The organism is Pseudoalteromonas sp. NZS71, from assembly GCF_015864715.1.
GTDB classification, from domain to species: Bacteria; Pseudomonadota; Gammaproteobacteria; order Enterobacterales; family Alteromonadaceae; genus Pseudoalteromonas; species Pseudoalteromonas arctica.
Genome location: NZ_JADYWS010000003.1, coordinates 63048 through 88464, shown reverse-complemented (window position 1 = coordinate 88464; position 25417 = coordinate 63048). Strand labels below are relative to the sequence as shown.

The 25417-nt window shown below is 36.5% G+C and carries 22 protein-coding genes; 21 read left to right on the top strand and 1 reads right to left on the bottom strand.

The genetic code is table 11. The features are described 5' to 3' along the window. Positions 1–9: 9 nt before the first annotated feature. The 5 genes from rfbA (at position 10) to I6E85_RS02645 (ending at position 5247) form a co-directional block, all read left to right on the top strand. A complete protein-coding gene (gene rfbA / locus I6E85_RS02665) occupies positions 10–885 on the top strand; it encodes a glucose-1-phosphate thymidylyltransferase RfbA (protein ID WP_197236558.1) in 876 nt (291 codons plus the stop codon). After that, positions 885–1577 carry a GNAT family N-acetyltransferase gene (locus I6E85_RS02660; RefSeq protein ID WP_197236557.1) on the top strand — a complete coding sequence of 231 codons (693 nt, stop codon included), beginning with the start codon at positions 885–887 and terminating at the stop codon, positions 1575–1577. Before rfbA ends, I6E85_RS02660 begins: the two co-directional genes overlap by 1 nt. 2 nt (positions 1578–1579) lie before the next feature. After that, positions 1580–2710: a dTDP-4-amino-4,6-dideoxygalactose transaminase gene (gene rffA / locus I6E85_RS02655; RefSeq protein ID WP_197236556.1), complete on the top strand. Its 1131-nt coding sequence runs from the start codon at positions 1580–1582 to the stop codon at positions 2708–2710. Beyond that, a complete protein-coding gene (locus tag I6E85_RS02650) occupies positions 2700–3743 on the top strand; it encodes a TDP-N-acetylfucosamine:lipid II N-acetylfucosaminyltransferase (RefSeq protein ID WP_197236555.1) in 1044 nt (347 codons plus the stop codon). The genes rffA and I6E85_RS02650 overlap by 11 nt, the downstream gene beginning before the upstream one ends. A gap of 82 nt (positions 3744–3825) precedes the next feature. Next, positions 3826–5247: a lipopolysaccharide biosynthesis protein gene (locus tag I6E85_RS02645; RefSeq protein ID WP_197236554.1), complete on the top strand. Its 1422-nt coding sequence runs from the start codon at positions 3826–3828 to the stop codon at positions 5245–5247. Positions 5248–5477: 230 nt separating this feature from the next. Here the strand turns inward: I6E85_RS02645 and I6E85_RS02640 are convergent, their stop codons facing one another. Further along, a complete protein-coding gene (locus I6E85_RS02640) occupies positions 5478–6848 on the bottom strand; it encodes an MBL fold metallo-hydrolase RNA specificity domain-containing protein (RefSeq protein WP_197236553.1) in 1371 nt (456 codons plus the stop codon). A gap of 450 nt (positions 6849–7298) precedes the next feature. Between I6E85_RS02640 and rfaH the strand changes: the two genes are divergently transcribed. The 16 genes from rfaH to I6E85_RS02560 all read left to right on the top strand — a co-directional run bounded on the left by rfaH (position 7299) and on the right by I6E85_RS02560 (position 25303). Then, on the top strand, positions 7299–7781 hold the full coding sequence (gene rfaH / locus I6E85_RS02635) for a transcription/translation regulatory transformer protein RfaH (protein ID WP_197236552.1): 483 nt from the start codon (positions 7299–7301) through the stop codon (positions 7779–7781). Positions 7782–8603: 822 nt separating this feature from the next. Next, positions 8604–9719 carry a polysaccharide export protein gene (locus I6E85_RS02630; protein WP_197236551.1) on the top strand — a complete coding sequence of 372 codons (1116 nt, stop codon included), beginning with the start codon at positions 8604–8606 and terminating at the stop codon, positions 9717–9719. Between the two features lie 12 nt (positions 9720–9731). Next, positions 9732–10166: a low molecular weight protein-tyrosine-phosphatase gene (locus tag I6E85_RS02625; RefSeq protein WP_007582278.1), complete on the top strand. Its 435-nt coding sequence runs from the start codon at positions 9732–9734 to the stop codon at positions 10164–10166. A gap of 15 nt (positions 10167–10181) precedes the next feature. Beyond that, a complete protein-coding gene (locus I6E85_RS02620; protein WP_197236550.1) occupies positions 10182–12431 on the top strand; it encodes a polysaccharide biosynthesis tyrosine autokinase in 2250 nt (749 codons plus the stop codon). Positions 12432–12832: 401 nt separating this feature from the next. Next, complete coding sequence (gene tviB / locus I6E85_RS02615) at positions 12833–14113, top strand: Vi polysaccharide biosynthesis UDP-N-acetylglucosamine C-6 dehydrogenase TviB (RefSeq protein WP_197236549.1); 1281 nt, start codon at positions 12833–12835, stop codon at positions 14111–14113. Between the two features lie 13 nt (positions 14114–14126). Beyond that, positions 14127–15083, top strand: a complete 957-nt coding sequence (locus I6E85_RS02610) for a Gfo/Idh/MocA family protein (RefSeq protein WP_197236548.1) — start codon at positions 14127–14129, stop codon at positions 15081–15083. A 2-nt stretch (positions 15084–15085) separates the two neighbouring features. After that, a complete protein-coding gene (locus I6E85_RS02605) occupies positions 15086–15661 on the top strand; it encodes an acyltransferase (RefSeq protein ID WP_197236547.1) in 576 nt (191 codons plus the stop codon). Between the two features lie 147 nt (positions 15662–15808). After that, positions 15809–16873 (top strand): DegT/DnrJ/EryC1/StrS aminotransferase family protein, encoded by a 1065-nt coding sequence (locus tag I6E85_RS02600; RefSeq protein WP_197236600.1) that lies wholly within the window; start codon positions 15809–15811, stop codon positions 16871–16873. Between the two features lie 16 nt (positions 16874–16889). Next, positions 16890–18050 carry a glycosyltransferase gene (locus I6E85_RS02595; protein ID WP_197236546.1) on the top strand — a complete coding sequence of 387 codons (1161 nt, stop codon included), beginning with the start codon at positions 16890–16892 and terminating at the stop codon, positions 18048–18050. A gap of 10 nt (positions 18051–18060) precedes the next feature. Further along, positions 18061–19467, top strand: coding sequence for a lipopolysaccharide biosynthesis protein (locus I6E85_RS02590; RefSeq protein ID WP_197236545.1), 1407 nt, complete (start codon positions 18061–18063; stop codon positions 19465–19467). Then, on the top strand, positions 19464–20540 hold the full coding sequence (gene wecB, locus I6E85_RS02585; protein ID WP_197236544.1) for a non-hydrolyzing UDP-N-acetylglucosamine 2-epimerase: 1077 nt from the start codon (positions 19464–19466) through the stop codon (positions 20538–20540). The genes I6E85_RS02590 and wecB overlap by 4 nt, the downstream gene beginning before the upstream one ends. A 2-nt stretch (positions 20541–20542) precedes the next feature. Beyond that, positions 20543–21139, top strand: a complete 597-nt coding sequence (locus I6E85_RS20900; protein WP_231620994.1) for a DapH/DapD/GlmU-related protein — start codon at positions 20543–20545, stop codon at positions 21137–21139. Further along, positions 21120–22274 (top strand): glycosyltransferase, encoded by a 1155-nt coding sequence (locus tag I6E85_RS02575; RefSeq protein ID WP_197236543.1) that lies wholly within the window; start codon positions 21120–21122, stop codon positions 22272–22274. Before I6E85_RS20900 ends, I6E85_RS02575 begins: the two co-directional genes overlap by 20 nt. Before the next feature lies 1 nt (position 22275). Continuing rightward, positions 22276–23322, top strand: coding sequence for a glycosyltransferase family 4 protein (locus tag I6E85_RS02570; protein WP_197236542.1), 1047 nt, complete (start codon positions 22276–22278; stop codon positions 23320–23322). Then, on the top strand, positions 23309–24037 hold the full coding sequence (locus I6E85_RS02565; RefSeq protein WP_197236541.1) for a WecB/TagA/CpsF family glycosyltransferase: 729 nt from the start codon (positions 23309–23311) through the stop codon (positions 24035–24037). The genes I6E85_RS02570 and I6E85_RS02565 overlap by 14 nt, the downstream gene beginning before the upstream one ends. A 3-nt stretch (positions 24038–24040) precedes the next feature. Further along, positions 24041–25303, top strand: a complete 1263-nt coding sequence (locus tag I6E85_RS02560; RefSeq protein ID WP_197236540.1) for an O-antigen ligase family protein — start codon at positions 24041–24043, stop codon at positions 25301–25303. Positions 25304–25417 lie beyond the last annotated feature (114 nt).

Sequence of the window (25417 nt, the reverse complement as noted above, 5' to 3'; positions counted from 1 at the left end):
AGTAATTTAATGAAAGGAATAATTTTAGCAGGCGGGTCAGGTACCCGTTTATACCCCATTACGATGGGTGTATCGAAGCAACTATTACCTATTTACGATAAGCCAATGATCTATTACCCGCTATCAGTTTTAATGTTAGCGGGAATATGTGAGATATTAATTATTACGACTCCTGAGGATAGTGATTCATTTAAGCGTTTACTTGGTGATGGTTCACGGTTTGGTATTAAGCTTAGTTACGCAATTCAACCTAGTCCAGACGGATTAGCACAAGCATTTATTTTAGGTGAAAACTTTATAGGCAACGATGATGTGTGTCTAGTTCTTGGCGATAATATTTTTTATGGTCAAGGATTTAGCCCTAAATTAAAGCATGCAGTACAAAATGCAAAAGATGGCCAGGGCGCAACAGTGTTTGGTTATCAAGTTAAAGATCCTGAACGTTTTGGCGTAGTTGAGTTTGATGAAAATCAAAAAGCGATTTCAATTGAAGAAAAACCAGCTAATCCTAAATCTGATTTAGCTGTAACAGGATTGTATTTTTATGATAATTCTGTAGTTGATTTAGCAAAGCAAGTTGAGCCTTCTCATCGAGGAGAGTTAGAAATCACTTGTCTTAATGAGATGTATTTAAAGAAAAATAAACTTAATGTTGAAATACTTGGCCGTGGTTTTGCTTGGTTAGATACTGGTACTCATGAAAGCTTGTTAGAAGCAGCGCAGTTTGTTGAAACCATAGAAAAGCGTCAAGGTTACAAAATAGCGTGTTTAGAAGAGATTGGTTTTAATAATGGTTGGCTAACAAAACATAAAGTGGAAGAGTTAGCTGCACCTATGCTGAAAAATAGCTACGGTAAGTATCTAATGGATTTAATATCAAAGTAATGAGCAACTATTTTTCTCAAAGAGAATGGGATAGCCAGTTTTTCGAGCGTAAAATATTTTCGTTAGAATTACCTGTTCCTAAGATAAAAAGTAATGATTGGCCTATAGACTCACTTATAACTATAAAAGCTAGCTCTACAGATTACCTAAGCTTAAATACTATAAATGAGTATTGCTTTAGTTTTATTGAAGGCGAGTTGGTATTTAAAAAAGATATCAAAGCAAATTCAAAAGCTTTTACAAGTTTTGAAGCTTACATAGCTAATCATGGCGCTATTGAAGAGCTTAAATGTATCGTAAGTGACTTATATATTAATAGTCGCTTTCGAGAACCTTGGTTTTCGGCACAAGAGCGAGACAGCTTTTACCAAAAATGGGTTGAAAATGCTGTCCTTTCAAAGTTTGATGATTGTTGCCTAGTGATAAAAAATGATGGTGCTATATCTGGTTTTGTAACAGTCAAGATTCGAGAGGAAGAAGCAACAGTAGGGCTTATTGGTGTTGCTTTACCCTATCAAGGTCAGGGTTTAGGCAAAAAACTACTCGCACTTGCTGAAAGCTATTGCATTGCTAAAAAAGCTAGAGTAATTAAGGTTGCAACACAAACAAGTAATATTTCGGCTGCAAATTTATATAGTAAAAATGGTTTTGCTATTGCTGATATTTCGTATTGGTTCTACAAACAGGTTTAAAGATGATCCCTTTCAATATGCCTCCTAAGACAGGCAACGAGTTAAAATACATAGAGCAAGCTATTAACTCTGACAAGTTATGTGGTGATGGGCAATTTTCAAAAAAATGTGAAGCATGGATAGAAAGTAATTTTAATACCACAAAAGCGCTGCTAACGCCTTCGTGCACAGCAGCTCTAGAGCTTGCGGCTATTTTAATTGATATTCAGCCAGGCGATGAAGTTATAATGCCTTCATATACATTTGTATCTACAGCTAATGCGTTTGTATTACGTGGTGCAAAAATTATATTCGTTGACGTTCGCCCGGACACAATGAATATTGATGAAACACTCATTGAAGCAGCGGTTACGGCTAAAACAAAAGCAATAGTGCCAGTACATTACGCAGGTGTAGCTTGTAATATGGATACAATACTCGCTATCGCAGAAAAACATGACTTGTGGGTAGTAGAAGATGCAGCACAAGGCGTAATGTCTACCTATAAAGGTAAAGCACTAGGAACTCTTGGTCATATAGGCTGCTATAGCTTTCATGAAACTAAAAACTACTCATCGGGTGGCGAAGGTGGGGCAATTTTAATTAATGACCCTAAGCTGGTTGAGCGAGCTGAGATTATACGTGAGAAAGGAACAAATCGCAGCCAGTTCCTGCATGGCATCGTCGATAAGTATACGTGGCAAGACATAGGGTCAAGTTTTTTACCAAGCGAGTTACAAGCGGCTTATTTGTATGCCCAACTTGAAGCAGCAGACACGATAAATAATTTTCGTTTATCAATATGGGATTATTATTACAGTAAACTTAGCCTAAAACTAAAGACTGAACAGTTACCCTATATTCCCGATTCAATAAAGCATAATGCGCATATGTTTTATATAAAATTAAGCTCAAATGAAAAGCGAAATGAATTTATCAGTTATATGAAAAAACAGGGTATTACAACACCCTTTCATTATATCCCACTGCACTCAAGCCCTGCGGGAGAAATGTTTGGAAAATTTGTAGGTGATAATACTTACACGACCCATGAAAGCGCAAAACTTGTCCGTTTACCACTGTACTTCGGAATGACCCACGTTGAACAAGAAAAGGTTGTTAAAGCTGTTGAGGAATTTTTCTGTGGGGGCTAAAAAAATATTACATGTAGCAGAATGTGATAAATTTATTCCTCCATATATTAGATTTATAAACCAAAACTTTAATAGTGACGAGCATGAGTTTTTAATTAAAAATGGCATGGCTGATGATGAGCTTGAAGATGCTAAGAATATCTGCTTGTCAGGGCGTTCGACTTTATTAAAGGTAAAGCACCATACTCAGTTAATAATAAAAATGCACCGAGCTGATAAAATCATATTACACAGTTTAATCGATATAAAAATGGTTCAAATACTGAGTGTTATGCCTTGGTTGCTTAAAAAGTGTTATTGGATGATATGGGGAGCAGACTTATATGCCTATCAACTAAAGCGTGTCACTCTCAAAGAAAAAATAAATGAGTTTTTAAGGCACAGGGTGATAAATCGGCTTGGGCATTTAGTTACATATTTAGAAGGAGATGTAGCCCTTGCAAAAGACTGGTATGGGGCAAAAGGAACTTACCATGAGTGCTTAATGTACACGAGTAACTTATACAAACAATATAAACTTCCCGAAGTTGATAAGGTGAGAGTTAATATTCAAGTAGGCAACTCAGCCGACCCGAGTAATAATCATATAGAGGCGTTGGAAAAGTTATTACCATTTAAACATCAGGATATATGTATTTATGTACCTTTGTCGTATGGGCATCAAGAATATGCACAGCAAGTAATAAAGCAAGGTAAAGAATGGTTTGGCAAAAAGTTTAAACCCCTTACAGATTTTATGCCATTTGATGATTATTTGTTATTTTTAAGCTCAATTGATATTGCCTTTTTTAATCATAAACGCCAGCAAGCCATGGGCAATACAATAACTTTATTAGGCCTTGGAAAAACGGTTTACTTGCGAAGTGAAACCACGCAATGGAATTTTTTTGCAGAAAAGGGTATTAACGTTGGCGATATTGAAAAGCTCAGTAATTTAGATTGCTACAAATCACATAAAAATATTGAAATAATAAAAAATTACTTCTCTTCAGAGAACTATAAAAATCAACTTACCCAATTATTTGATAAGTAACTACTACAATATCTTTAATAGTCATTGTTTTTATAAATAATACTCTATTAGGGGTTTACTCGCATTATGGAACGAAAAAAATATGACCCCCAAAAAAATCCTGTCTTTTGCATTGGGCCCTGTGGGTGGTGCTCTTTTAGGTTTTGTTAGTTTGCCAATTATCACTTGGTTTTTTTCCCAAGAAGATATTGGCCGTATAGCCATGCTAAATGTGGTGGTAGGTTTTTGCACACTCTTCTTTAGCTTAGGGCTAGATCAAGCGTATGTACGTGAATTTCACGAAGTAAGTAATAAACCAGCCCTATTAAAAGCGTCATTCTCTCCTGGCTTAACCTTATTAATTTTTAGCTTATGTGTACTACTTAGTTTCGATAATGCAATTTCGTTATGGCTATTTGAGGTTGATAGCCAATTACTTAGCCTGTTAGTAGCTTTAGCTATTTTAAGCGCTTTTATGTCTAGGTTTTTATCTTTAATTTTACGAATGAATGAACAAGGCTTTGCCTACTCAATGAGTCAGCTACTTCCTAAGCTACTTTTGATTATTATTATCTTAGGCTATGTTTTATTTTCGGTTAATAAAAATATTACCAATCTGGTAATAGCCAATGTTGCAACTATATTACTCGTTTTTTTTATATACGCGTGGAATACAAGAAAGGAGTGGATTGCAGGGCTTAAGGAAAAGCTAGACTTTAGCCAGTTAAAAGGTCTTTTAAGCTTTGGTATGCCACTAATTTTTGGCAGCTTAGCATTCTGGGGACTAACTGCGTCAGATAAAATATTATTAAAAGAGCTCTCAAATTTTGAGCAGTTAGGGCTTTACTCTGTTGCTGTTAGTTTTGCTGCCGCTGCGACCATTATTCAGAGTGTTTTCTCTACTGTTTGGGTTCCCGTTGTATATAAGTGGGCTGCAGCAAATGAAAACCTTGATAAAATATTTAAAGTAAACCGATATGTATTATTAGTCGTTATCATTTTATTTTGTTTGGCTGGCCTACTCTCTGCGGTAGTAACGTTTATACTACCGGATAATTACAAAGCGGTTCAGTGGATTTTAGTTCCGTGTTTAGGATATCCATTGCTTTATACTCTATCCGAAACAAGCGTCGTAGGCCTAGGTATTACCCGCCGCACCGGATTTTCAATGTTTGCTTCTGTAGTTGCTTTTGGAGTTAACTTGCTAGGAAACGTCTGGTTAATTCCAAAGTTTGGTGCAATTGGCGCCGCTATAAGTACGTGTTTTTCTTTCTGGGTATTTTTTATATTAAGAACTGAATTTTCTATTTACTTTTGGAAAGCAATTCCTAGGTTGGGTATGTATATTTATACAACTTTACTGGTATTTGGTTCTGTTATACATGCATTATACGGTAGCAGTTTACAAAATTATTTTGCGTTATATTGGTGTTTGATATTATTGAGCTTATTGTTATTTTTTAAAAATGAAATTTCTGAAAGTAAAAACTTTATTGCCAAAAAAATATCTGGAATTAAGTCTTAGCAAACTTTCTTTGACTGCTACAATTAGGTTAACCACAAATAAATACGTAAACATTTTTAAAGTTAGCCTAATAAAATATTCAACCACTTCACAAAGCCACTATTAACAGTTATTTGACTGCACTCTCATGACTTTTTTGAAGGAAAAATAGTCTAAATACAAGTGTTTAATTATCTTCTATTTGAAGTATGTACGTATCAGCTTTAAGTGATTCTTAAATTAAAGCTTTATTATTTACCTATCTCAACTTCAACATCATTACCTAAAACTTCTTTGTACTTATTCGCTAACGCGTTTTTTGCATCATTATCGCCATGCACAATTTTTATATGGCTTGGCTTTTTATGCATACCTGTTACAAATTTAATTAATCCGTTTTGATCTGCATGGGCGCTGTATCCACTAATTGTATGTACTTTGGCCTTTATAGTAATGCGAGCATCGTTTATAAAAACATACCCATTACGTGGGCCATATTTTTGAATTTCGCGACCTAACGTTTTGTTTCCTTGGTAACCTACAAACAATACATCGGTGGTTTTGTCACTTAAAAATCGCTCAAGATAATTAACTATACGCCCACCAGTACACATACCGCTTGCCGCTAATATTATTGCTGGTGTTTGCCGCCTACTTAAATAGTTAATAACAGCCAAGTGCTCCTTGTGTGTATCAACCGTAGTTAGGTTTTTAAAATCGAGCGGGTGCCTACCATTTGCAACTTTGCGTTTGGCTTCGCTATCCCATAGGTGCTTAAAGTTTTTGTATTGCTCAGTAAAATTAGCTGCCATGGGGGAGTCGAGTATTACGTGAATGTCTCGCCACTTAGACTTTTTAGATGAGCCATGTATGAGTTGCTCAAGCTCATATAGTAGCTCTTGTGTGCGGCCAATACTAAAAGCAGGAACTAAAACAACGCCGTTGTCGGCTACGGCGCGTTCAATAATGTTTTTTAGCGTTTTTGTACGCTCTTTACGGCCTTGGTGATTTTTATCGCCGTAGGTTGATTCAATAACTAGAGTGTCGGCTTTATAAGGCGGCTTAGGTGAAGGGAGTAGTGGGGTATACGGCGCGCCTAAGTCTCCTGAAAATACAACGCGATGTTTGTTGTTATCATTATTTGTAACGTCAATTTCAACGTAGGCAGAACCTAATATATGCCCAGCACGCTGAAACCTCGCCTTAGCTTTATCGGGCGCTTTGCAAGGCAGTTCAAACCACGTTTTATAATCAACAGCAACTATGCGTTTATTTAATAAGCTTAAGCAGGCAGCTATAATTTTAGGGTCGCGGGTTACACCCACTTTTAAAGCGTCTTCAATTACTAAAGGTAATAAACTGGCCGATGCAATACTTGTAAAAATAGGGCCTTTAAAACCGGCTGCTAACAAGTAAGGAATTCGACCAACATGGTCAATATGGCAATGGGTAACAATAAGCGCAGTAACATGGGTAATATCAAATTCAATTGAAAGGTCGGCTTTAGAGTCCTCACCCTGAAATAACCCGCAATCAACAAGCACGCTTGTTTGCTCGTTAATTACCAGTTCGTGGCACGAACCGGTAACTCCATTAACCGCACCATGATGAAGTATTTGCATTGCACTTCCTTGTTATCAATTTGTTACATTGAATTTTAAGGTAGAAGCAAAGCCACAAATATTCAAGGTTATAGCGCTTGAGCTAAATTAATAACCTCACCTACAAATATGAACCAACCTGTAGGTGCGAATTTATTTCGCGCTTTTATTATTTTATTACTTTGGGCTCTTACTTAAATATTAATTTTTAGATCATATAAATTCAGGTTTTTAATAAATTTATTACCTTTTCCTAAACTTTTGTTTAGCTTGCTCTAAACATTGCTTTATAAGCGCTAAACCAGCGTTAAAGCCTTTATTTCTCTTAAATTCAATAACATTGTTTACTAATGTGAGTGGCTATTAACCACTAAGGCGTATTTACATAGGCACTCTATGTTGGCTATAATGTCGCCGCTGTTTAGTTTGGAATTGTATTTTTTGCAATTTAGTTATGTATTAAGGGCTACTATGGAATGTTGGTATTTAGTCGTATGCAAACCAAAGCAAGAAGAACGAGCCAAAACTAACTTGCAAAATCAAGGGATTGAAGCGTTTTACCCCAAATTAACTACCGAAAGGTTGGTTAAAGGTCGTCGGACCGTCAAACACACTGCTTTATTCCCTAATTATTTATTTGTATGCCTTGAATCAAAAAATGGTAATTTTTCTTCTGTAAAAAACACCCGTGGAATAGGCGGTTTTGTTTCTTATGGATCAAATTATCAGTTGGTTTCTAAGCACATAATTGACCAGCTAAAAAATGAACGTGCACATACTATAGAATCAAAAATACCAAAAACAGGTGATGTAGTAAGTGTTAACAACGATTCATTCAGTAATATACAAGCAATATACAAAGAGCCCGATGGCGACTTGCGCAGTATTTTACTAATTAACTTACTTAATCAAAAAATTGAAGTAAGTGTAGATAATAAAGATATTAAGCAATAATAACTAAAAACGTAGCAGCGGCTTTTACACCGCGTTAATTAAAAACGTAGCAGCGGTTTTACACCGCGAAAAAAACGTAGCAGCGGCTTTATGCCGCGAAAAAATAGTTTTATATCAGTAAGTAGGAACTGTAACCTAAGGGCGGAAGCGTGCCTAAAGCACTTAAAACACCGTTGTTAATTTCACTTGTAGACGTGCAGCTTGCTGGCGTGACGAGCAAAGCTCTTAATAGAACTTCTTCACAAAGAGGTTAAGAGGGCACTGCGCTTTAGATAAGTAAACAGCCTAAAGTACTTGTTTAAATGTCTTCTCATTTACTCCTCATTCGCTTCTCTTTGTGCAATAAAGCTTTAAGTGGTTAATCTGAAGAGGTCGAGGGCGCTGTGCTTTTAAGTGAAAGCCCAGCGGCAAAGTTTAACACCGTGGTTAAGTTACTTTGTAGACGCACAGCTTGCTGGCGTGACGAGCAAAGCTCGTAATAAGGGTTATTCACAAAGAGGTCGAGCGCACTGCGCTTTAGGGAAGTAAACAGCCACAAGTACTTGTTTAAATGGCTCCTCATTCACTTCTCTTTGTACAATTGGTGATGAATGCGTTAAGTGTTTTACTAAAAACGGCTATCAATTAAATTTATTCATAAAGGCCTTATGAAAATACTGATATAATTTCAGTGCTAATTAAAAACTAAGTAACAAAGCTTTTACAAACCATAGCCTATTGCTTCACAATAGGGCTCATGCTTTAATTAGCCAGCTAAAAATACAAGTGCTCACCAAGGTTGGTGAGTAAGTGCAATATTTAAAATAATTTTGGGATTCTACAATGGCGTTAAGCTGTAAATCACTCGCATCAATACTCGCAATACTAAGCATGACCGGCTGTACAATAGTACCAGGCAGCCACTTTGAAGGTATAGACTCAGGCGAGCAAACACAAAACCTCGAACAAGATCTCGAAAAAGTAAACATTCAAATAATCGACTCGCTACTAATAAATAAACAAAATCAAGCGCGTATAGCAGCTAAACCAATTTCAAGCACCGATGGTTTAAACGTAAGTAATTACGAATACAAACTAGGTGTTGGCGACGTACTAACCATAGGCGTATGGGATCATCCAGAGCTAACAATACCGGCAGCAGTACAACGTACCGCAGAATTTGACGGCTTTAGAGTACAACGAGACGGCACCATTACTTACGCCTACGCACCAAATATACCCGCAGCAGGTAAAACAATAAGCCAAGTACGCAATGAGCTTGTAAAACGCCTAAGCCGAGTAATAGAAGACCCTCAAGTGGACGTAAAAGTAGTTGGCTTTAGAAGCCAAAAAACCTACGTTACCGGCGAAGTAAAACAACCTGGTGTATACCCAGTAACCGAAATTCCACTTACCCTTATTGATGCCTTAAACCAAGCAGGCGGTTTAACAGAAGCTGCCGATTGGCGCACAGTAACATTTACCCGTGGCGACAAAACAGAAGTTATTAAACTTGATGACTTTTATGCCCATGGTGACATTTCGCAAAACCGTTTATTACAACATGGCGACATAGTGCACGTAAATCGTAACGATGCACAAAAAATATTTGTATTAGGTGATGTTAAAAAAGCAGGTTCAGTAACGCTTAACCGTTATGGTTTAAACTTGGCCGAAGCGCTAAGCGACTCAGGCGGTTTAAATGAAGCAACAGCCGATGCTAATGGCGTATTTGTACTGCGTAAAAGTGACGTAGAGCAAACTGGTATTATTGCAAACGTATACCAATTACACGCTAAAAATATAGCAGCAATGGTATTAGCTGAGCAGTTTGAGCTACAACCGCGCGATATTGTATATGTAACATCGGCACCACTTGCCCGTTGGAACCGTGTAATAAGTTTATTATTACCGTCGGTAGCATCGGTTGATAGCCTAGACGATATTTCATCAAACTAAGGGTTTTTAAAAATGTTTGATTCAGTTTTAGTAGTGTGTGCAGGCAACATTTGCCGCAGCCCAACAGGTGAGTATGTTTTAAAGCAAAAGCTTGAAGGCAAAAATATTAAAGTATCGTCTGCTGGGTTAACAGCACTTGAAGGCAAACCAGCAGATGCAAAAGCAAAACAAATAGCGCTCGCACATGGCGTTAATATGGATGCCCACCAAGGCCAGCAGCTTACATCAAGCTTAGTTGCGCAAAACAGCGTAATACTCGTAATGGAAGAACGCCATTTAAACGACGTACACGCTCGCTATCCAGAGGCGCGCGGTAAAACGTTTTTACTCGGTAAGTGGATTAATAACGCTGAAATACCAGACCCGTACCGCCAAAGCCAAGAGGCTTTTGAACACGTTTATACATTAATCGACAGCGCGTGTAGCGCTTGGCAAAAGTATTTATAAGGAATGGCTAATTTAATGAATACCCAGCCGAATAACAGCGCTAGTAACGCTAACAATAAAAGCACTAATAATACACAACCAACGCAAGAAATTGATTTAATGGCGCTACTGGGCGCATTGCTCGATCGCAAATATTTTATAGTAACCGTAACTGCGCTATTTATGTTTGTAGGTGTTGTTTATGCAGTATTAAGTACTCCTGTTTACCAAGCAACAGCCATGATACAAGTTGAAGACGGCGGCGCATCAGTCCCTGGTTTTGACGATATGGCAGGCATGTTTGAAAGTACATCGGCTGCAGTAACCGAAATAGAGCTACTAAAGTCGCGCAGTATAATAGGTGAGGCAGTAGACACTTTAAAGCTTGATGTACTAACAGAGCCTAAACTATTCCCGTTTATAGGTAGTCGCGCTTATCGTAAATTCACCCCAGTGGAAGATGGCGACTTAGCAGAACCAAGCTTTGGTGCTAACAGTTACGCATGGGGCGGTGAGAGCATAAATGTATTTAGGTTTGATGTACCACGTACAGCAGTAAATCAAACATTTACTTTGGTAGCACAAGCTAACAATAGCCTTGCACTTTTAAATGGTGACGGCGAGCAAATACTATCTGGTAAAGTGGGCGAGGAGCTTACAAACGGTAAATTTAACTTAACCATTCGTACTTTAAATGCCCGCCTTGGTACAGAGTTTACAATTACCCGTAAAGATCGCCTTAATACTATTTTAGATTTGCAGGCTGCAATTGGCGCAAGCGAAAAAGGTAAAGATTCAGGTATAATTAATTTAAGTCTAGAAAGTACAAAACCTAGCTATGCTGAAAAAGTGCTTGATAAAGTGGCGGCTATTTATGTACGCCGAAATGTAGAGCGTAATAGCGCCGAAGCACAAAAGTCGCTTGAATTTTTAGAAGTACAATTACCTGAAATTAAAAAACAGCTTGAATACGCAGAGCAACGCTTTAACGACTACCAAATTAAACGCCAATCAATAAACATAACACTTGAGACCCAAGGCGTGCTTGAGCAAGTTGTAAAGCTCGAAACCAAGTTACAAGAGCTAAACCTAAAACGCTTAGAGCTTGGCCGTAAGTTCAAAAAAGACCACCCAACATACCAAGGTATGCTTGAACAAATTCAAGCGGTTGAAAGCCAAAAGCAAGAGCTAGTTGGTGAGGTAGGTAACCTACCAGAAACTCAACAAGAGCTACTACGTTTAAAGCGCGATGTTGAGGTAAGTAACCAAATTTACACATTGTTGCTTAGTAAAACACAAGAGCTTGATATCGTTCGCGCAGGTACTGTAGGTAACGTGCGTATTATTGACTACGCCGAGGTAAATACCAGTAAGCCCGTTAAACCTAAAAAAGCATTAATAGTGGTAATGGCCACTATGCTAGGCGGCATGTTAGCTGTGGCTATAGTGCTTATACAAAAAGCAATGCATAAAGGGGTGGAAGACCCAGCAGAAATTGAAGCACTAGGCCTACCTGTATACGCAAGTGTACCGCACTCTGATTATCAAGATAAACTAAGTGGCTTTGCCGAGCGAGCCCGTAAAAACAAAGTTAATAAACCTAAAAGTATATTAGCGCTAGATAACCCAGCCGACCTAGCTATAGAGGCATTACGTAGTTTGCGTACGAGCCTGCACTTTGCGATGATGGAAGCTAAAAACAACATTATTGCTATATCGGGCCCAAGCCCAAGTGTGGGTAAATCGTTTATATCGGTCAACTTAGCAAGTGTGCTTGCACAAAGCGGTAAAAAAGTACTGATTATTGATGCCGATATGCGTAAAGGCTACTTACAAACTCAGTTTGGTTTAAAGTGGGACGATGGCTTAAGTGACTACCTATCAGGTCGTTTAAACCTAGAGCAAGTTACTAAGCCAACTAAGGTTGAAGGTTTAAGTGTTATAACGCGCGGTCAAATACCGCCAAACCCTTCTGAGCTATTAATGCATAGTAACTTTAGTAAATTAGTTGAAGAAGTAAGCGCTGCTTACGACATTATAATTATTGATACGCCTCCAATACTTGCAGTAACCGACCCCGCAATTGTAAGTGCGCATACAGGCACTACTTTACTTGTAACACGCTTTGGACAAAACCATGTACGCGAAATAGAGCTTACTCGTAATCGTTTTGAACAAAATGGCATAGATGTAAAAGGCGTAGTATTTAACGGCGTAGTTAAAAAAGCGAGTAATGCATACGGCTATTACGGGTACTACAACTACGAATACAAAAGTGATAAATAATTTTTAACTGTTTATTAAAATATAAACAGGGCCTATTGGGCACTTTTAAATAAAAGTATAAAAACAAGCAATTACAATGAGGTAGTCTAAATTGACCGTCTCAAAATGGAAAAAAGTGTCTCAGTGGGTTGTAATAAAGCTGAGATATAAAATTGCTAAAATACAATTTTGTGGTGAGCTATTGCGGACTGATTTAGTAAATTCAGTCCGTTTTTACCATCAAAAAATTAATGGCAAACTACCCGAAATAGATTTTTAAACGTGCTTTTTAGCCACGAGTATATCTCTAAATACTCGTTTTTTACTGCACGTTTTAATATGAAACCAATTTTAAATTTAACTTTTACGAAGCTCGCAGTTCAAAGCTCGAAGCTCTACAACCAAACAAAGAGAGTATAATTATGCACGATTCATTAACGGACCTAAAAATTGGCATCATAGGTTTAGGTTATGTAGGCCTTCCATTAGCAGTTGAGTTTGGTAAAAAGTACTCTGTTTTAGGGTTTGATATTAACCAAAGCCGTGTTGACGCATTGCAAGGCGGTCATGACTCAACGTTAGAAGTAAGCGATAACGAGCTTGCTGATGTGAAAAACCTAACCTTCTCTTGCAATAAGCAAGAATTAGCAGAATGCAATGTATATATTGTAACAGTACCCACTCCTATTGATGACTGTAATGCCCCAGATTTAACACCACTTCGTAAAGCATCTGAGCTACTTGGTGAGTTTGTTAAAAAAGGTGATATTGTTATTTATGAATCGACAGTATACCCAGGTGCAACAGAGGAAGTGTGTTTGCCTATCATTGAAAAAGTATCAGGTCTTGTGTTCAATCAAGACTTTTTTGCAGGTTATTCGCCAGAGCGTATCAATCCAGGTGACAAAGTAAATACGTTAACAAAAATAATGAAAATCACCTCGGGCTCTACTCCTGAAGCAGGCGAGTTTGTAAATAATCTATACGGTTCAATAATTACTGCAGGCACCCATTTAGCGGGCTCTATAAAAGTAGCCGAAGCTGCAAAAGTAATAGAAAACACGCAACGTGATTTAAATATTGCCATTGTGAATGAGTTTGCAAAAATATTTAACCGTCTGGGTATTGATACAGAAGAAGTATTAAATGCAGCAGGCACAAAGTGGAACTTCTTAAAGTTTAAACCTGGTTTAGTAGGTGGGCATTGTATCAGTGTTGACCCTTACTACTTAACTCATAAAGCGCAAGAAGTTGGTTACCGTCCAGAAGTTATTCTAGCCGGTCGTCGTATTAACGATGGTATGGGTGAATATGTAGCAACTCAACTCGTTAAGAAAATATCAAGTCAAAAAATACACGTTGATGAGGCAAAAGTACTTGTGCTTGGTTTTACTTTTAAAGGTGACTGCCCCGACGTACGTAATACAAAAATCATCGACATTGTTCAAGAGTTAAAAGACTTTAATATGAGTGTTGATGTTTATGACGGTTGGGCAAACCCTACTGAGGTTGAACATGAATATGGCTTATCATTAATTAGCTCTCTTAAAGAGAACTATTATGACGGTATCGTTTTAGCGGTTGACCACAGTGAATTTAAAAATATGGGTGTTGAAGAGATTCGTAAACTCGGTAAAGAAAAACATGTACTTTACGATGTGAAGCACGTATTCGGCCCTAAAGATTCAGATATCAGATTGTAATAAAGGATTTAATATGAAAAATTTCGCTCTTATCGGTGCTTCTGGTTACATTGCGCCACGTCACTTAAAAGCAATTAAAGCAACAGGTCATAATCTGTTAGTCGCCATGGATATTAATGATTCCGTTGGTATTATGGATAGCCACTTCCCTGATGCTGAATTTTTTACTGAGTTTGAAGACTTTACTGCTTTTGTTGAAGATTGTGCGATGAAAGGCCAAAAGCTGGATTATATCGCTATTTGTAGCCCTAACTACTTGCATGCTCCACACATGAAGTACGCCCTTAAAAATGGCATAGACGTAATCTGTGAAAAACCACTAGTACTGCATTCAGAAGACATGGATATTCTTAAAGCGTATGAAGTTAAGTATGGCGCAAGCGTAAATTCTATTCTGCAATTAAGACTACACCCTTCAATTATCGCTTTGAAAGAAAAAGTAGCTGCGGCCCCTGCCGGCAAGGTGTTTGATGTTGATTTAACGTATATGACATCTCGCGGTAAATGGTACATGAAATCGTGGAAAGGGTTTGACCATAAATCAGGTGGTATCGCGACTAATATCGGGGTGCATTTTTACGATATGCTACACTTCATTTTTGGCGACCTTAAACACAACGAAGTTCACTTTAAAGATGAACAAACGGCTAGTGGTTATCTTGAATATGAGCGCGCCCGTGTTAAGTGGTTTCTGTCTATTGATTCTAATAACTTACCTGAAAATGCGGTTAAGGGTGAAAAGCTCACCTATCGTAGTATTACAATTAATGATGGAAATAATACCGAAGAGCTTGAGTTCTCTGGTGGGTTTACAGACTTACACACGCAGAGCTATCAAAATATTTTAGCCGGTAATGGTTTTGGTATTGATGAAAACCGCGTTGCAATTGAGACAGTCGAAAAAATCCGTGAGATGCCTTTAGCTCAAGCGGGTAGTAAAGCCCATCCATTACTTTCAAAGGTGTTATAACCATGAATTATCATGTGCATGAAAGCGCTATTGTTGATGACGGCGCAAAAATAGGCTCTGACACACGAGTTTGGCATTTTGTGCATGTGTGCAGTGGTGCTCAAATTGGTGACGGTTGCTCTTTAGGGCAAAATGTATTTGTCGGTAACAAGGTTACAATCGGAAATAACGTAAAGATACAAAATAACGTATCAGTTTACGATAACGTGCATATTGAAGATGATGTGTTTTGTGGGCCAAGCATGGTATTTACCAATGTATATAACCCACGGTCATTCATTGAGCGAAAAACAGAATACCGCGATACATTAGTAAAAAAAGGCGCAACATTGGGTGCTAATTGCACCATTGTGTGTGGTGTTACAATAGGTGAGTATTCATTAGTGGGTGCAGGTGCCGTTATAAATAAAAATGTACCTGCGTTTGCATTGATGGTTGGTGTACCTGCCAAGCAAATTGGCTGGATAAGTAAATATGGTGAGCAACTAGACTTGCCATTGACCGGGAATGCACGTACCTCGTGTGAACACACCGGTGAAGAGTATGTTTTAGAAGAGGATGTGTTGTTGATAAAATAGCACACACTTGCATGTACACATCGCCAGTTATTAATAAGTTGGGCTTTCCCCCTCAAAATCACTAGGCCTTTAGTGTTTGGTGGTTGCTATTTAATAAGCTTATACAAATTGGAAATCCCCCCCTAATTTAAAGAATTTAAAATGACGATACAATTTATAGATTTAGCGGCGCAATACCAGCACCTAAAAACAAAAATAGACGCGCGAATTAAAGCAGTTTTAGACCACGGGCACTATATCATGGGGCCAGAAGTACAAGAGCTTGAAGAAGAGCTTGCAAAATATGTGGGTGTTAAACATGCCATTACCTGTGGAAATGGTACTGATGCACTTACACTTGCCATGATGGTACTTGATATTAAACCAGGCGACGCTGTTTTTTGCCCCACCTTTACTTTTTTTGCAACAGCAGAAGTTATCGCGTTTGAAGGCGCAACGCCTGTGTTCGTTGATTCAGATGAAGCAACATTTAACATTTGCCCAATTGACCTAGAAAAACGTATTCAAGCAACGATTGCGGAAGGTAAATTAATCCCTAAAGCAATTATTGCTGTTGATTTATTTGGCTTACCAGCGAACTACCCAGAAATTCAACAAATTGCAGACAAGTACAATTTAAAACTGGTTGAAGATGCAGCGCAAGGGTTTGGTGGCAGTATTGATGGAAAGCGTGCTGGTAGTTTTGGTGATATAGCCACAACTAGTTTTTTTCCAGCTAAACCACTGGGCTGTTATGGTGATGGTGGTGCAATTTTCACAGATAATGACGAATACGCTGAACTACTAAAATCATACCGTGTGCACGGTAAAGGTAAAGATAAATACGATAATATCCGTATTGGTATGAATAGCCGTTTAGATACGATTCAAGCAGCCATATTACTCGAAAAGCTAGCAGAATTCCCTACTGAACTTATTAACCGTAATAAGGCCGCTGACAATTATGAAAGAGCACTAGCAGGTAAATATAAAACACCTCAAGTACCAGAAGGCTATGTAAGCTCATGGGCACAATATACATTAGTTTCTGATTTTAGAGATGTAGAAATGGCGAAGTATAAAGAGCAAGGCATACCGACTATAGTTTATTATGGGACATGTATGCATCAACAAACGGCTTTTGAAGGTTTGTGCTACTCAGATGATGATTTTCCTATTGCAAGCAAACTGGCAGGCCAGGTCTTCAGCTTGCCAATGCATCCTTATTTATAATAATTAGTAACTTACTATGCATGTACTTATTATACCATCTTGGTACCCTAGGATTAAAGGTGATAACTTTGGAAGCTTTTTTAGAGAGCAAGCGATAGCGCTGAATAATCAGGGGGTTAAGGTTGGAGTTATTTATCCGAATATCCAATCAATAAATAAGATTCGCTTTGCAGGTTTTTCTTTTTATAAAGAGTTTTCTTATAACGATTGCGGTGTAAATGTACTTCAGTGCAATACATTTAATTGGACCCCGAAGATACAAAAGACAAGTTCATATCTTTGGGCTGCTTGGGGGATGCGCTTATTTAAGCAATATATCTCGAAGTATGGGATGCCAGATATTGTGCAGGCGCAATCAATGCTAAATGCCTGCATATTAGCTAAACAACTAAAAAGTAAGTATAATATACCTTTTATAGTGACTGAGCATAGTAGCGCATTTATAAGAGGTCGCTTCTCTCCCAGTGAATTGAAGTGGGCTTTAAGTTTTACTAATGAAGCAAGTCATCGGTTTGCTGTAAGTCAAGCTCAAGTTGATTTTTTATCTTCTAAATCCGCTGAGCTTAAATGGAGTTACTTACCAAACATCGTTAATAGAGCATTTTTAGAGTCTGAACCAAGCAATACGGTAAATTATAACTTTATCCATGTTGCTAATCTTGATAAAAATAAAGGAACAGCTCTTTTATTAGAAGCCTTTGCTAATGAATTTAAAGGGGATTCAAATGTGTTCCTAACCGTTTGTGGTGATGGTCCGGAGCGCGAGTTATTAGAGGTACTTGTACAACAGTTTAACTTGTCTGATCAAGTTACATTTACAGGGGCTCTTTCTCGAGATGAAGTGCTAGCACAAATGAAACGCGCCTCATCTTTAATTGTATCTAGTTATTTCGAAACATTCAGTATTGTGTGTATTGAAGCCTTAGCTATTGGTATTCCCGTAGTTGCAACTAGATGTGGCGGGCCAGAGTCAATAATAAACTCTCTAAATGGTCTTTTAGTGGACAACGGGTGCAGTAGTTCTTTATCTGAAGGTATGAGAAAAATATATTCAGAAAAACATAGGTTTAAATCAGAACTGATAAAAAAAGACTGCGCAACTCGCTTTAGTGAAGATGCCGTGATTAATAAATTGAAGGAGGTTATGCTCAACATAGTTTCTGAAAAAATTAGATAGAGTTTATAATATGAATGTTACTACAATTTTAAAGTACTCAATAGGACCTTTTGGAGCTGCATTTCTAGGTATGTTGAGTTTGCCATTGTTAACTTGGATTATCCCCCAAAAAGATATTGGTATTTTCTCTTTATACAATTTGTTTGTAGGTTTTTCTTTGATAATTTGCAGTTTAGGCTTAGATCAGTCTTATATACGTGATTACCACTCATCATCTGACAGGAGTAAGCTACTTATAAACTGTTTTATACCTGGTACTGTAGTCTTGATGGTATTTTTTATTCTTGTTAGCTGTTTGTACAAATTTCTTTTCCCCGTTGAGATTGATTTTGGTATGTTATTAGTAATATTTGTTGGTGTTACATCAACTTATTTTTATAGATACATAACACTATTCCTTAGATTAGACAATAAGCCAGTGAGCTATTCAATTAGCCAGTTGATCCCAAAACTGTTTTTTATAATGTTAGTTATTGCATTATATTACAGCCTCAATACAAGCTTGGAGTTCAAAGACTTGATTATATTGAGTGCTGCATCTTTACTTTTATCGCTAGTATATTTCTTCCATAAAACTATTCATTATTGGAAAGGATCAAAGGTAGATGCTCTATCTAAAATAGAGTTTATAAAGTTAGCTAAGTACGGTCTTCCATTAGCTTTTTCTGGATTAGTTTATTGGGCACTAACAGCAGTTGATAGATTTTTTATTGCTAAATTAGCTTCTCTTGAAGAGCTTGCATTATATTCAGTAGCAATGAGCATCTCTAGTGCAGCAATGATATTAAAGACTCTTTTTCAGACCCTTTGGGCACCAACTGTTTATAATTGGGTTCATCAAAAAAGGGATTTATCTAAAGTCGATAGTATCAATTCTATTATCTCATTCCTAGTAATAGTAGGGTTTTGCATTATGGGTTTATTATCAGAATTTGTTAATTACTTTATTCCATCTAATTACCATTCTGTCTACGTACTTGCAATTGCTTGTGTCGGCTTCCCTCTTTTCCTAACTTTAGCAGAAGCCACAGGAATAGGGATAAATGTTACAAAAAGAACTTATTTAAATTTTTATTCTGCTTTCATTTCACTATTATTAAATATTTTAATGAATTACCTCCTCATACCAACTTATGGCGCAAAAGGAGCCGCAGCATCTACATTGGTATCATTCTGGCTTTATTTTATTTTTAAAACTTTTTACTCTAGGATTTATTGGCGTAAATTTCCTGTTTTTAAAATATATTTATTCTCAACGTTGTGTATGACGTTATCACTTTTAAGTTTGTTTTATATGCAAGTCGAAAATGAACTTTTGAAATTGATCTGGTTAATGTTTTTAATTCTTAGTTTATATTGCTATCGGAAAACAATACAAACACTATATCAATTTATTTTATATAAGAAGGTTTTATGAAAATATTAACTATTATTGGTGCGCGTCCACAGTTCATTAAAGCCGCGACCGTCAGTCGAGTAGTAGCTGAACTTGATAATGTAACTGAGGTTATTGTACACACAGGACAGCACTTTGATACAAACATGAGTGATGTTTTCTTCGAAGAAATGGGAATTCCGAAGCCTGATTATCAACTTAATATTGCTTCACTCTCACATGGTGCCATGACTGGTCGCATGTTAGAAGAAATTGAAAAACTTATCCAAAAAGAAACACCAGATTGGGTATTAGTGTATGGTGATACTAATTCAACTTTAGCAGGCGCATTAGCAGCCTCTAAATTACATATCAAGGTGGCGCACGTTGAAGCGGGTTTGCGTTCATTTAACATGCAAATGCCAGAAGAACAAAATCGTATTTTAACTGATCGTTTAAGTAGCATTTTATTCTGCCCAACGGAAAGTGCATTGGCTAACCTAGAGAAAGAAGGTTATAAAGCTACTGAAACTAAAATGCTGAACATTGGTGATGTGATGCTTGATGCGGCAAAGTTTTATAGGGCTAAAGCTAAAAAACCTACTCACTTAAGTGAAAGCATTACTCAAAGCTTTGTTTTAGCTACAATCCATAGAGCAGAAAACACCGACAATATCGAAAAGCTAACCAATATTGTAAATGCTTTGAATAAACTGCATAGTTATATACCTGTAGTATTGCCGCTCCATCCAAGAACTCGCAACATTTTAGCTAAAGCTAAATTAACTTTAGATGTCGAGATTATTGAGCCTGTAGGTTATTTGGAAATGATATACCTACTAGAGCGTTGTAAATTTATTACCTCAGACAGTGGTGGAGTTCAGAAAGAAGCATATTTTTTCAACAAACATTGCTTAATCATACGTGAAGAAACTGAGTGGACAGAACTGGTTGATGTTGGTGCGAATATTATTGTTGGTACCGATACTACAAAAATTCTTGATGAGTCTCTTAAAATTTTACGTAGCGAAGAAATAAGCTCTACTTTTGGTCAGAACTTTTATGGTAATGCAGATGCTGCTGAGTCGATCTTAAATGAACTGATGAATTACTAACTATGATAAAATCATTTGTTATTAAGCTACTATCTTATCTTAATAAAAAAAAGCTATCGAAAATTGCGCAAATATACTCTAATACTTCTATCGGTTATGCGGCAAAAATATCTAATAGAGCCGATAAACAAAGCATAATTATTAGTGATTATAGTAGTTTCTACGGGCGAATTGTTAACGGGCCTAATGGAAAAGTAAAAATAGGACGCTGCTCTACTATTCGGTTTGGAACCATTATAGAGTCAGCTTGTCAGATTGATATTGGGAATGAAGTGATTATTAGTAATAACGTAATTATTACAGATAATGATTCTCACCCTACTAGTGTTTCAGCACGCTCAGATATGTCTAGGAGCGATCATAATGGTCCATTATGGCACTGGGAGCATGCTCGACAAGCGCCAGTTATTATTGAAGATAATGTTTGGATTGGACGCCAAGTAATGATTATGAAAGGAGTAAAGATCGGCAAAGGCTCAATTATAGCTTCAGGTACAGTTGTGACTAAAAATGTACCTGAATTCTCTTTGTGTTTTGGTAACCCATGTATTATTAAGCCTAATAAATATAATGAAGAATATGATGAAAAAAACAGTTAGGATAATCCACATAGCTCCTTTTCCTTTTATTTCTGGTGGTATAGATACCTGGTTAAATAACTTACTTTCTTCATTAAATGAAGATGATGTTAATATTGTAATATATTGCCCTAGTCCCATAGGCAAGCCTAATCCGGTCTTTCAAATTCAACAGTTAAAAAATGTTGAAATTATATATATCGGAACATTTAATAGTTATATGACAATGCTAAAATGGGCATGGCAGGTTTATAAAATATTACGAAAAGAAGTTATTAAAACTGATACAATACTAGCTTTATCGACTATACCTGCGCTTATTCCTATTGCCTTAATGAGAATACTTACTCGATTTAAAGGCAAGGTAATTTGTTCTGTACGTGGTAATATTGCTCAAGATGCGATTGATCTTAAAAAACATAAAGTTTTTCAAATTGCTGTGAAATATGCCGAACACTTAGGGCTATTATTCGTAGATAAAATTGTTGCAAATGGTTGGGATACTCAAAAGTATTTAAGTAACTTCTATAGCCTCACTAGTGAAGTAATCCCTAATGGGGTGGCGACTGACTATTCAGCTAGGGTATCAACTCTAGATAATGATATAAATACAATACAAATCCTCCGAGACCAAGGTTTAAAAATAATCCTTCATGTTGGTACTGTTAGACCAATAAAAGGAATTGATTATATTATAGAAGCTTTTTCACTCCTTCCACAACATTTAAAAGAAAATTCGGCTTTAGTTTTTATTGGCAAAGGCCAGATAGAGCATTATCAAATTAAATCGAGCGCTCTTGATATTCAACCTATCTTTTTAGGTCAAAAAGCAAATGTTAATGATTATTATGATTTAGCTGACTTGGTCATTAATGTTAGTGGTGGCAGTGGAGTAAGTAATTCTCTTATAGAGGCTTTGATGTCTGGTGTGCCTGTGCTAGCTTGGGATAATCTTACATTTTCACAGGTCATTAAGCATGGACATAATGGTCTTCTAGCCAAACATCTTAACTCGGATAAACTAGCTAGTATTTTAGAACTTTATCTTAAGGGAAACTACAGCTTTTCTAAGTCAGTAATCATGTGCTCAGTAGAAAAATTTGAGTGGAGTCACATAGAAGTGAAATGGCGTACATTATTAAATATAAAAGGTTAATATGAGAATTTTATTAGTTACAAATATGTACCCAAATAAAAGTGCCACCTCTTATGGTGTTTTTGTTAAGAATATACACCTAGGACTTACTAATAATGAATCAAATTTAGTGTACTTGTGCGCGATGACGCGTACAAACGGTAAGCTACTGCCTTACATTTATCTTTACTGTAAATTTATATATTTGTTATTAACAAAAAAAATAGATATCGTATATTGCCACTTTATATCACGTACAGCCCTTTTAGGCTTTATAGCAAAATATATATTTAGGAAAAAACTGGTCTTTAACTTGCATGGCAGTGATTATTTACTCCCTGCTCTCTCAAATAGCAGTATTCACAAGATTAATGAGTATGCACTTGAGGTTGCTGATGGCGTTGTTGTTCCTTCTCGTGCTTTTTTAGATAGAGTGAAGGAGCTTTCGCCAACCCTTTGCAAGTCTAACTTTTTTGTTTCTCCCTCAGGAGGAGTATTTAGACCTGAGAAAGTAAAGTATTTCTCAGAACCAACGGACTCGCTATGCTGCTTATATATTGGTCAAATAAGTGAGGCTAAAGGTCTAAGCGTTTTAAAATCAGCATTAGAAGAGGTTGATTTTAAGATATCTCTGATACTGATTGGTAAGCAGTGCCCAAAATTTAATTTCAAAGTAGCTAACCCTTTAGTAACACTAAATTTGATTGGTGAAGTAGTACAATCAGATTTAGTAATGTTTTATAAATCTGCACATGTGTTAGTTTTTCCAACTTTATACTTTGAAAGCCTAGGTTTATCACCTATTGAAGCTATGGCATATGGTCTGCCAGTTATTGCTAGTAATTATGGGCCGATACCAGAATACGTACATAATAATTTAAACGGCTATTTATTTAAAAAAGGTGATCATAAAGATCTTTTAGTCCAATTAAACAAATTTAATGGTCTTTCACTTGGAGCTAAGCAAGACTTGTCTATGAATGCCTTTAAGACGGCAGGACAGTATTCACGACATGAAGTAATTATAAAACTACAACGTTTTTTGGAGAGTTGTTTTGAAAAAAAATAAAGTGCTTGACTGTCCCGTGTACTTAATCAATGAGGAGCAGGCCAAAGTAGATATAAAACATTTTATCGATACCAAGGTTAATGGTTACTTTGTAGCTATCAACGCTGAAAAAATTTATCGATATAGACAAGATAAAGTTCTTCGAAACGTTATTGATAACGCTTTATACCCATACCCAGATGGTGCTGGTGCTGTTTTATCTGGCAAATTATTTCATAATAGCACTAGCGAAAAAATTAATATGCCTACTTTAGCCTTAGAACAAGCAAATGAATATCATTGGCGAGTATTTATTTACGGCGCTAAAGCTGATATTCATAGTAAAGCCGTAACTAAAATAAAACAAGAATATCCTAATATTGATATTGTCGGTAATTTACATGGATACCAGCCTGAAGAAGAGGCATTGGAACAAATTAGACAAAGCGAGCCTCAAATTGTGATGTTGGCACTGGGCTCTCCAAGGCAAGAATACTTTGCTTATAAATGTACAAGCTCTGGTGCTAAAGGTTTATTCATTGGCTGTGGTGGTGCGCTAGACATTATAAGTGGCAATATAAATCGTGCCCCTGAATTTTTCATCAATAATGGATTAGAGTGGTTTTACCGGCTCGTGCAAGAGCCATGGCGTTGGAAAAGACAGCTTGTATTATTTCAATTTGCTTACAAAGTTATTTCCACGAAATTAGCTAACCATCTTAGGCTTGGTAAGTAGTAAATGCGACGTATTAATGCTTTAGCTGTTTTGACATTTTTGCCACTAATATTAGATCAGTTTCAAGGATTTATCATTATTGAATTAGGGTTTTCTTTCCCTATATCAGTAGTTATAAAAATGACTTTGATTCTATATATGATTAACTTCATTTATAGTGTAAATAGAATGGTGCTTGGTCTATTCTTAATTTTTTTGTTTCTTCCATTATTCCTATCTATCTTGGTTGCGTTTTTTCGAGATTACTCATACACATTTGAAAATTTCATTTTTGTGACAAAAGTGATTTATTTTCCTTTAGTATTTTTATTCTTCAAAAATTACTTTAAAGTTAAACAATATGATTTCTCAGTAGTTATTAATTACCTTTGTTATTTGTACTTTATTTTCTTTTTATTTATAGCGTTATCAATTATTGGCTTGGGGGAGTCATTGTATGGAGTCAATAGTGAAGGGGTTTCAATAGGCTACTCAGGCTATTTTGTTGCTGGTAATGAGTTAGGCCCTATCTTTATAATTCTCTCTTCAGTAGTGTTGTTTTTTCTTCTAGAGAAAAAAAAATCTTTATTCCTTTTACTCTTGTTATCAGTCTTTAATTTTGTTTTTGCCTTCCTTATAGGCACTAAAGCAGCACTTTTGGGTTCTATTGCTGTGACTGTTGTACTTCCTTTTTATTTATATTTAAAAAAAGCTTGCAGGAGCAATTATAGTCTTAAATCCTATGTAGTATTCGTACTGTCGATTTCATTAATGTCTATTTCAATATTTTCATTATTATTCCATAATGTTATATCGGCTTATGTGGCACGTTGGGAATTCTTTTATAGCCAAGCAGACTCTCTTATATCTTTCTTACTCAGTGGAAGGTTAGAGCGTGTTGAGGCTGCTATGTTTATTTTCTTAGAAGACTACTCTTTCTTTGAGCAACTTTTTGGCGGGGGGTTTGTCTACTTCCAGACTAAAATGTCTCCAGAATATCCAAGGTTAATTGTGGAAATAGATCTGTTAGACTCTTTATTAACTTTTGGCATAGTAGGGACTGTTTTAGTTTATTCTTTTTGGTTTTATATAGCTTTTTCTCTTTTTTTTCGTAAGGTAAATAATGATACTAGGTTTTTGATTTTCGTTAGATTTATTTTTGTTGTTATTTTATCTTTGTCTTTTATCTCTGGTCATATTATATACTCTTCATTACTAGGCTTTTATTTGGCGTTAATTTCATCATTGTCATTAGCGCACAACAACAGGATGGGTTCGTGTATATAATGGTTTAAAGCTCTTGTATCATAAGCCTTAGCCGGAAATAGCATAAATATAATTGTATTGTTAATGAGATAATGTTAACACGGCTTTATTGAGGGCGGTAATATGAGTTATCTG

Excerpts from the sequence above, each read along its gene's own strand:
- tviB (WP_197236549.1), top strand. The coding sequence starts at position 12,833 with ATGCACGATTCATTAACGGACCTAAAAATTGGCATCATAGGTTTAGGT.
- I6E85_RS02610 (WP_197236548.1), top strand. The coding sequence starts at position 14,127 with ATGAAAAATTTCGCTCTTATCGGTGCTTCTGGTTACATTGCGCCACGT.
- I6E85_RS02595 (WP_197236546.1), top strand. The coding sequence starts at position 16,890 with ATGCATGTACTTATTATACCATCTTGGTACCCTAGGATTAAAGGTGAT.
- I6E85_RS02625 (WP_007582278.1), top strand. The coding sequence starts at position 9,732 with ATGTTTGATTCAGTTTTAGTAGTGTGTGCAGGCAACATTTGCCGCAGC.
- rfbA (WP_197236558.1), top strand. The coding sequence starts at position 10 with ATGAAAGGAATAATTTTAGCAGGCGGGTCAGGTACCCGTTTATACCCC.
- I6E85_RS02570 (WP_197236542.1), top strand. The coding sequence starts at position 22,276 with ATGAGAATTTTATTAGTTACAAATATGTACCCAAATAAAAGTGCCACC.
- I6E85_RS02640 (WP_197236553.1), bottom strand. The coding sequence starts at position 6,848 with ATGCAAATACTTCATCATGGTGCGGTTAATGGAGTTACCGGTTCGTGC.
- I6E85_RS02575 (WP_197236543.1), top strand. The coding sequence starts at position 21,120 with ATGATGAAAAAAACAGTTAGGATAATCCACATAGCTCCTTTTCCTTTT.
- I6E85_RS20900 (WP_231620994.1), top strand. The coding sequence starts at position 20,543 with ATGATAAAATCATTTGTTATTAAGCTACTATCTTATCTTAATAAAAAA.
- I6E85_RS02590 (WP_197236545.1), top strand. The coding sequence starts at position 18,061 with ATGAATGTTACTACAATTTTAAAGTACTCAATAGGACCTTTTGGAGCT.
- I6E85_RS02560 (WP_197236540.1), top strand. The coding sequence starts at position 24,041 with ATGCGACGTATTAATGCTTTAGCTGTTTTGACATTTTTGCCACTAATA.
- I6E85_RS02660 (WP_197236557.1), top strand. The coding sequence starts at position 885 with ATGAGCAACTATTTTTCTCAAAGAGAATGGGATAGCCAGTTTTTCGAG.
- I6E85_RS02645 (WP_197236554.1), top strand. The coding sequence starts at position 3,826 with ATGACCCCCAAAAAAATCCTGTCTTTTGCATTGGGCCCTGTGGGTGGT.
- rffA (WP_197236556.1), top strand. The coding sequence starts at position 1,580 with ATGATCCCTTTCAATATGCCTCCTAAGACAGGCAACGAGTTAAAATAC.
- I6E85_RS02620 (WP_197236550.1), top strand. The coding sequence starts at position 10,182 with ATGAATACCCAGCCGAATAACAGCGCTAGTAACGCTAACAATAAAAGC.
- I6E85_RS02605 (WP_197236547.1), top strand. The coding sequence starts at position 15,086 with ATGAATTATCATGTGCATGAAAGCGCTATTGTTGATGACGGCGCAAAA.
- rfaH (WP_197236552.1), top strand. The coding sequence starts at position 7,299 with ATGGAATGTTGGTATTTAGTCGTATGCAAACCAAAGCAAGAAGAACGA.
- I6E85_RS02630 (WP_197236551.1), top strand. The coding sequence starts at position 8,604 with ATGGCGTTAAGCTGTAAATCACTCGCATCAATACTCGCAATACTAAGC.
- wecB (WP_197236544.1), top strand. The coding sequence starts at position 19,464 with ATGAAAATATTAACTATTATTGGTGCGCGTCCACAGTTCATTAAAGCC.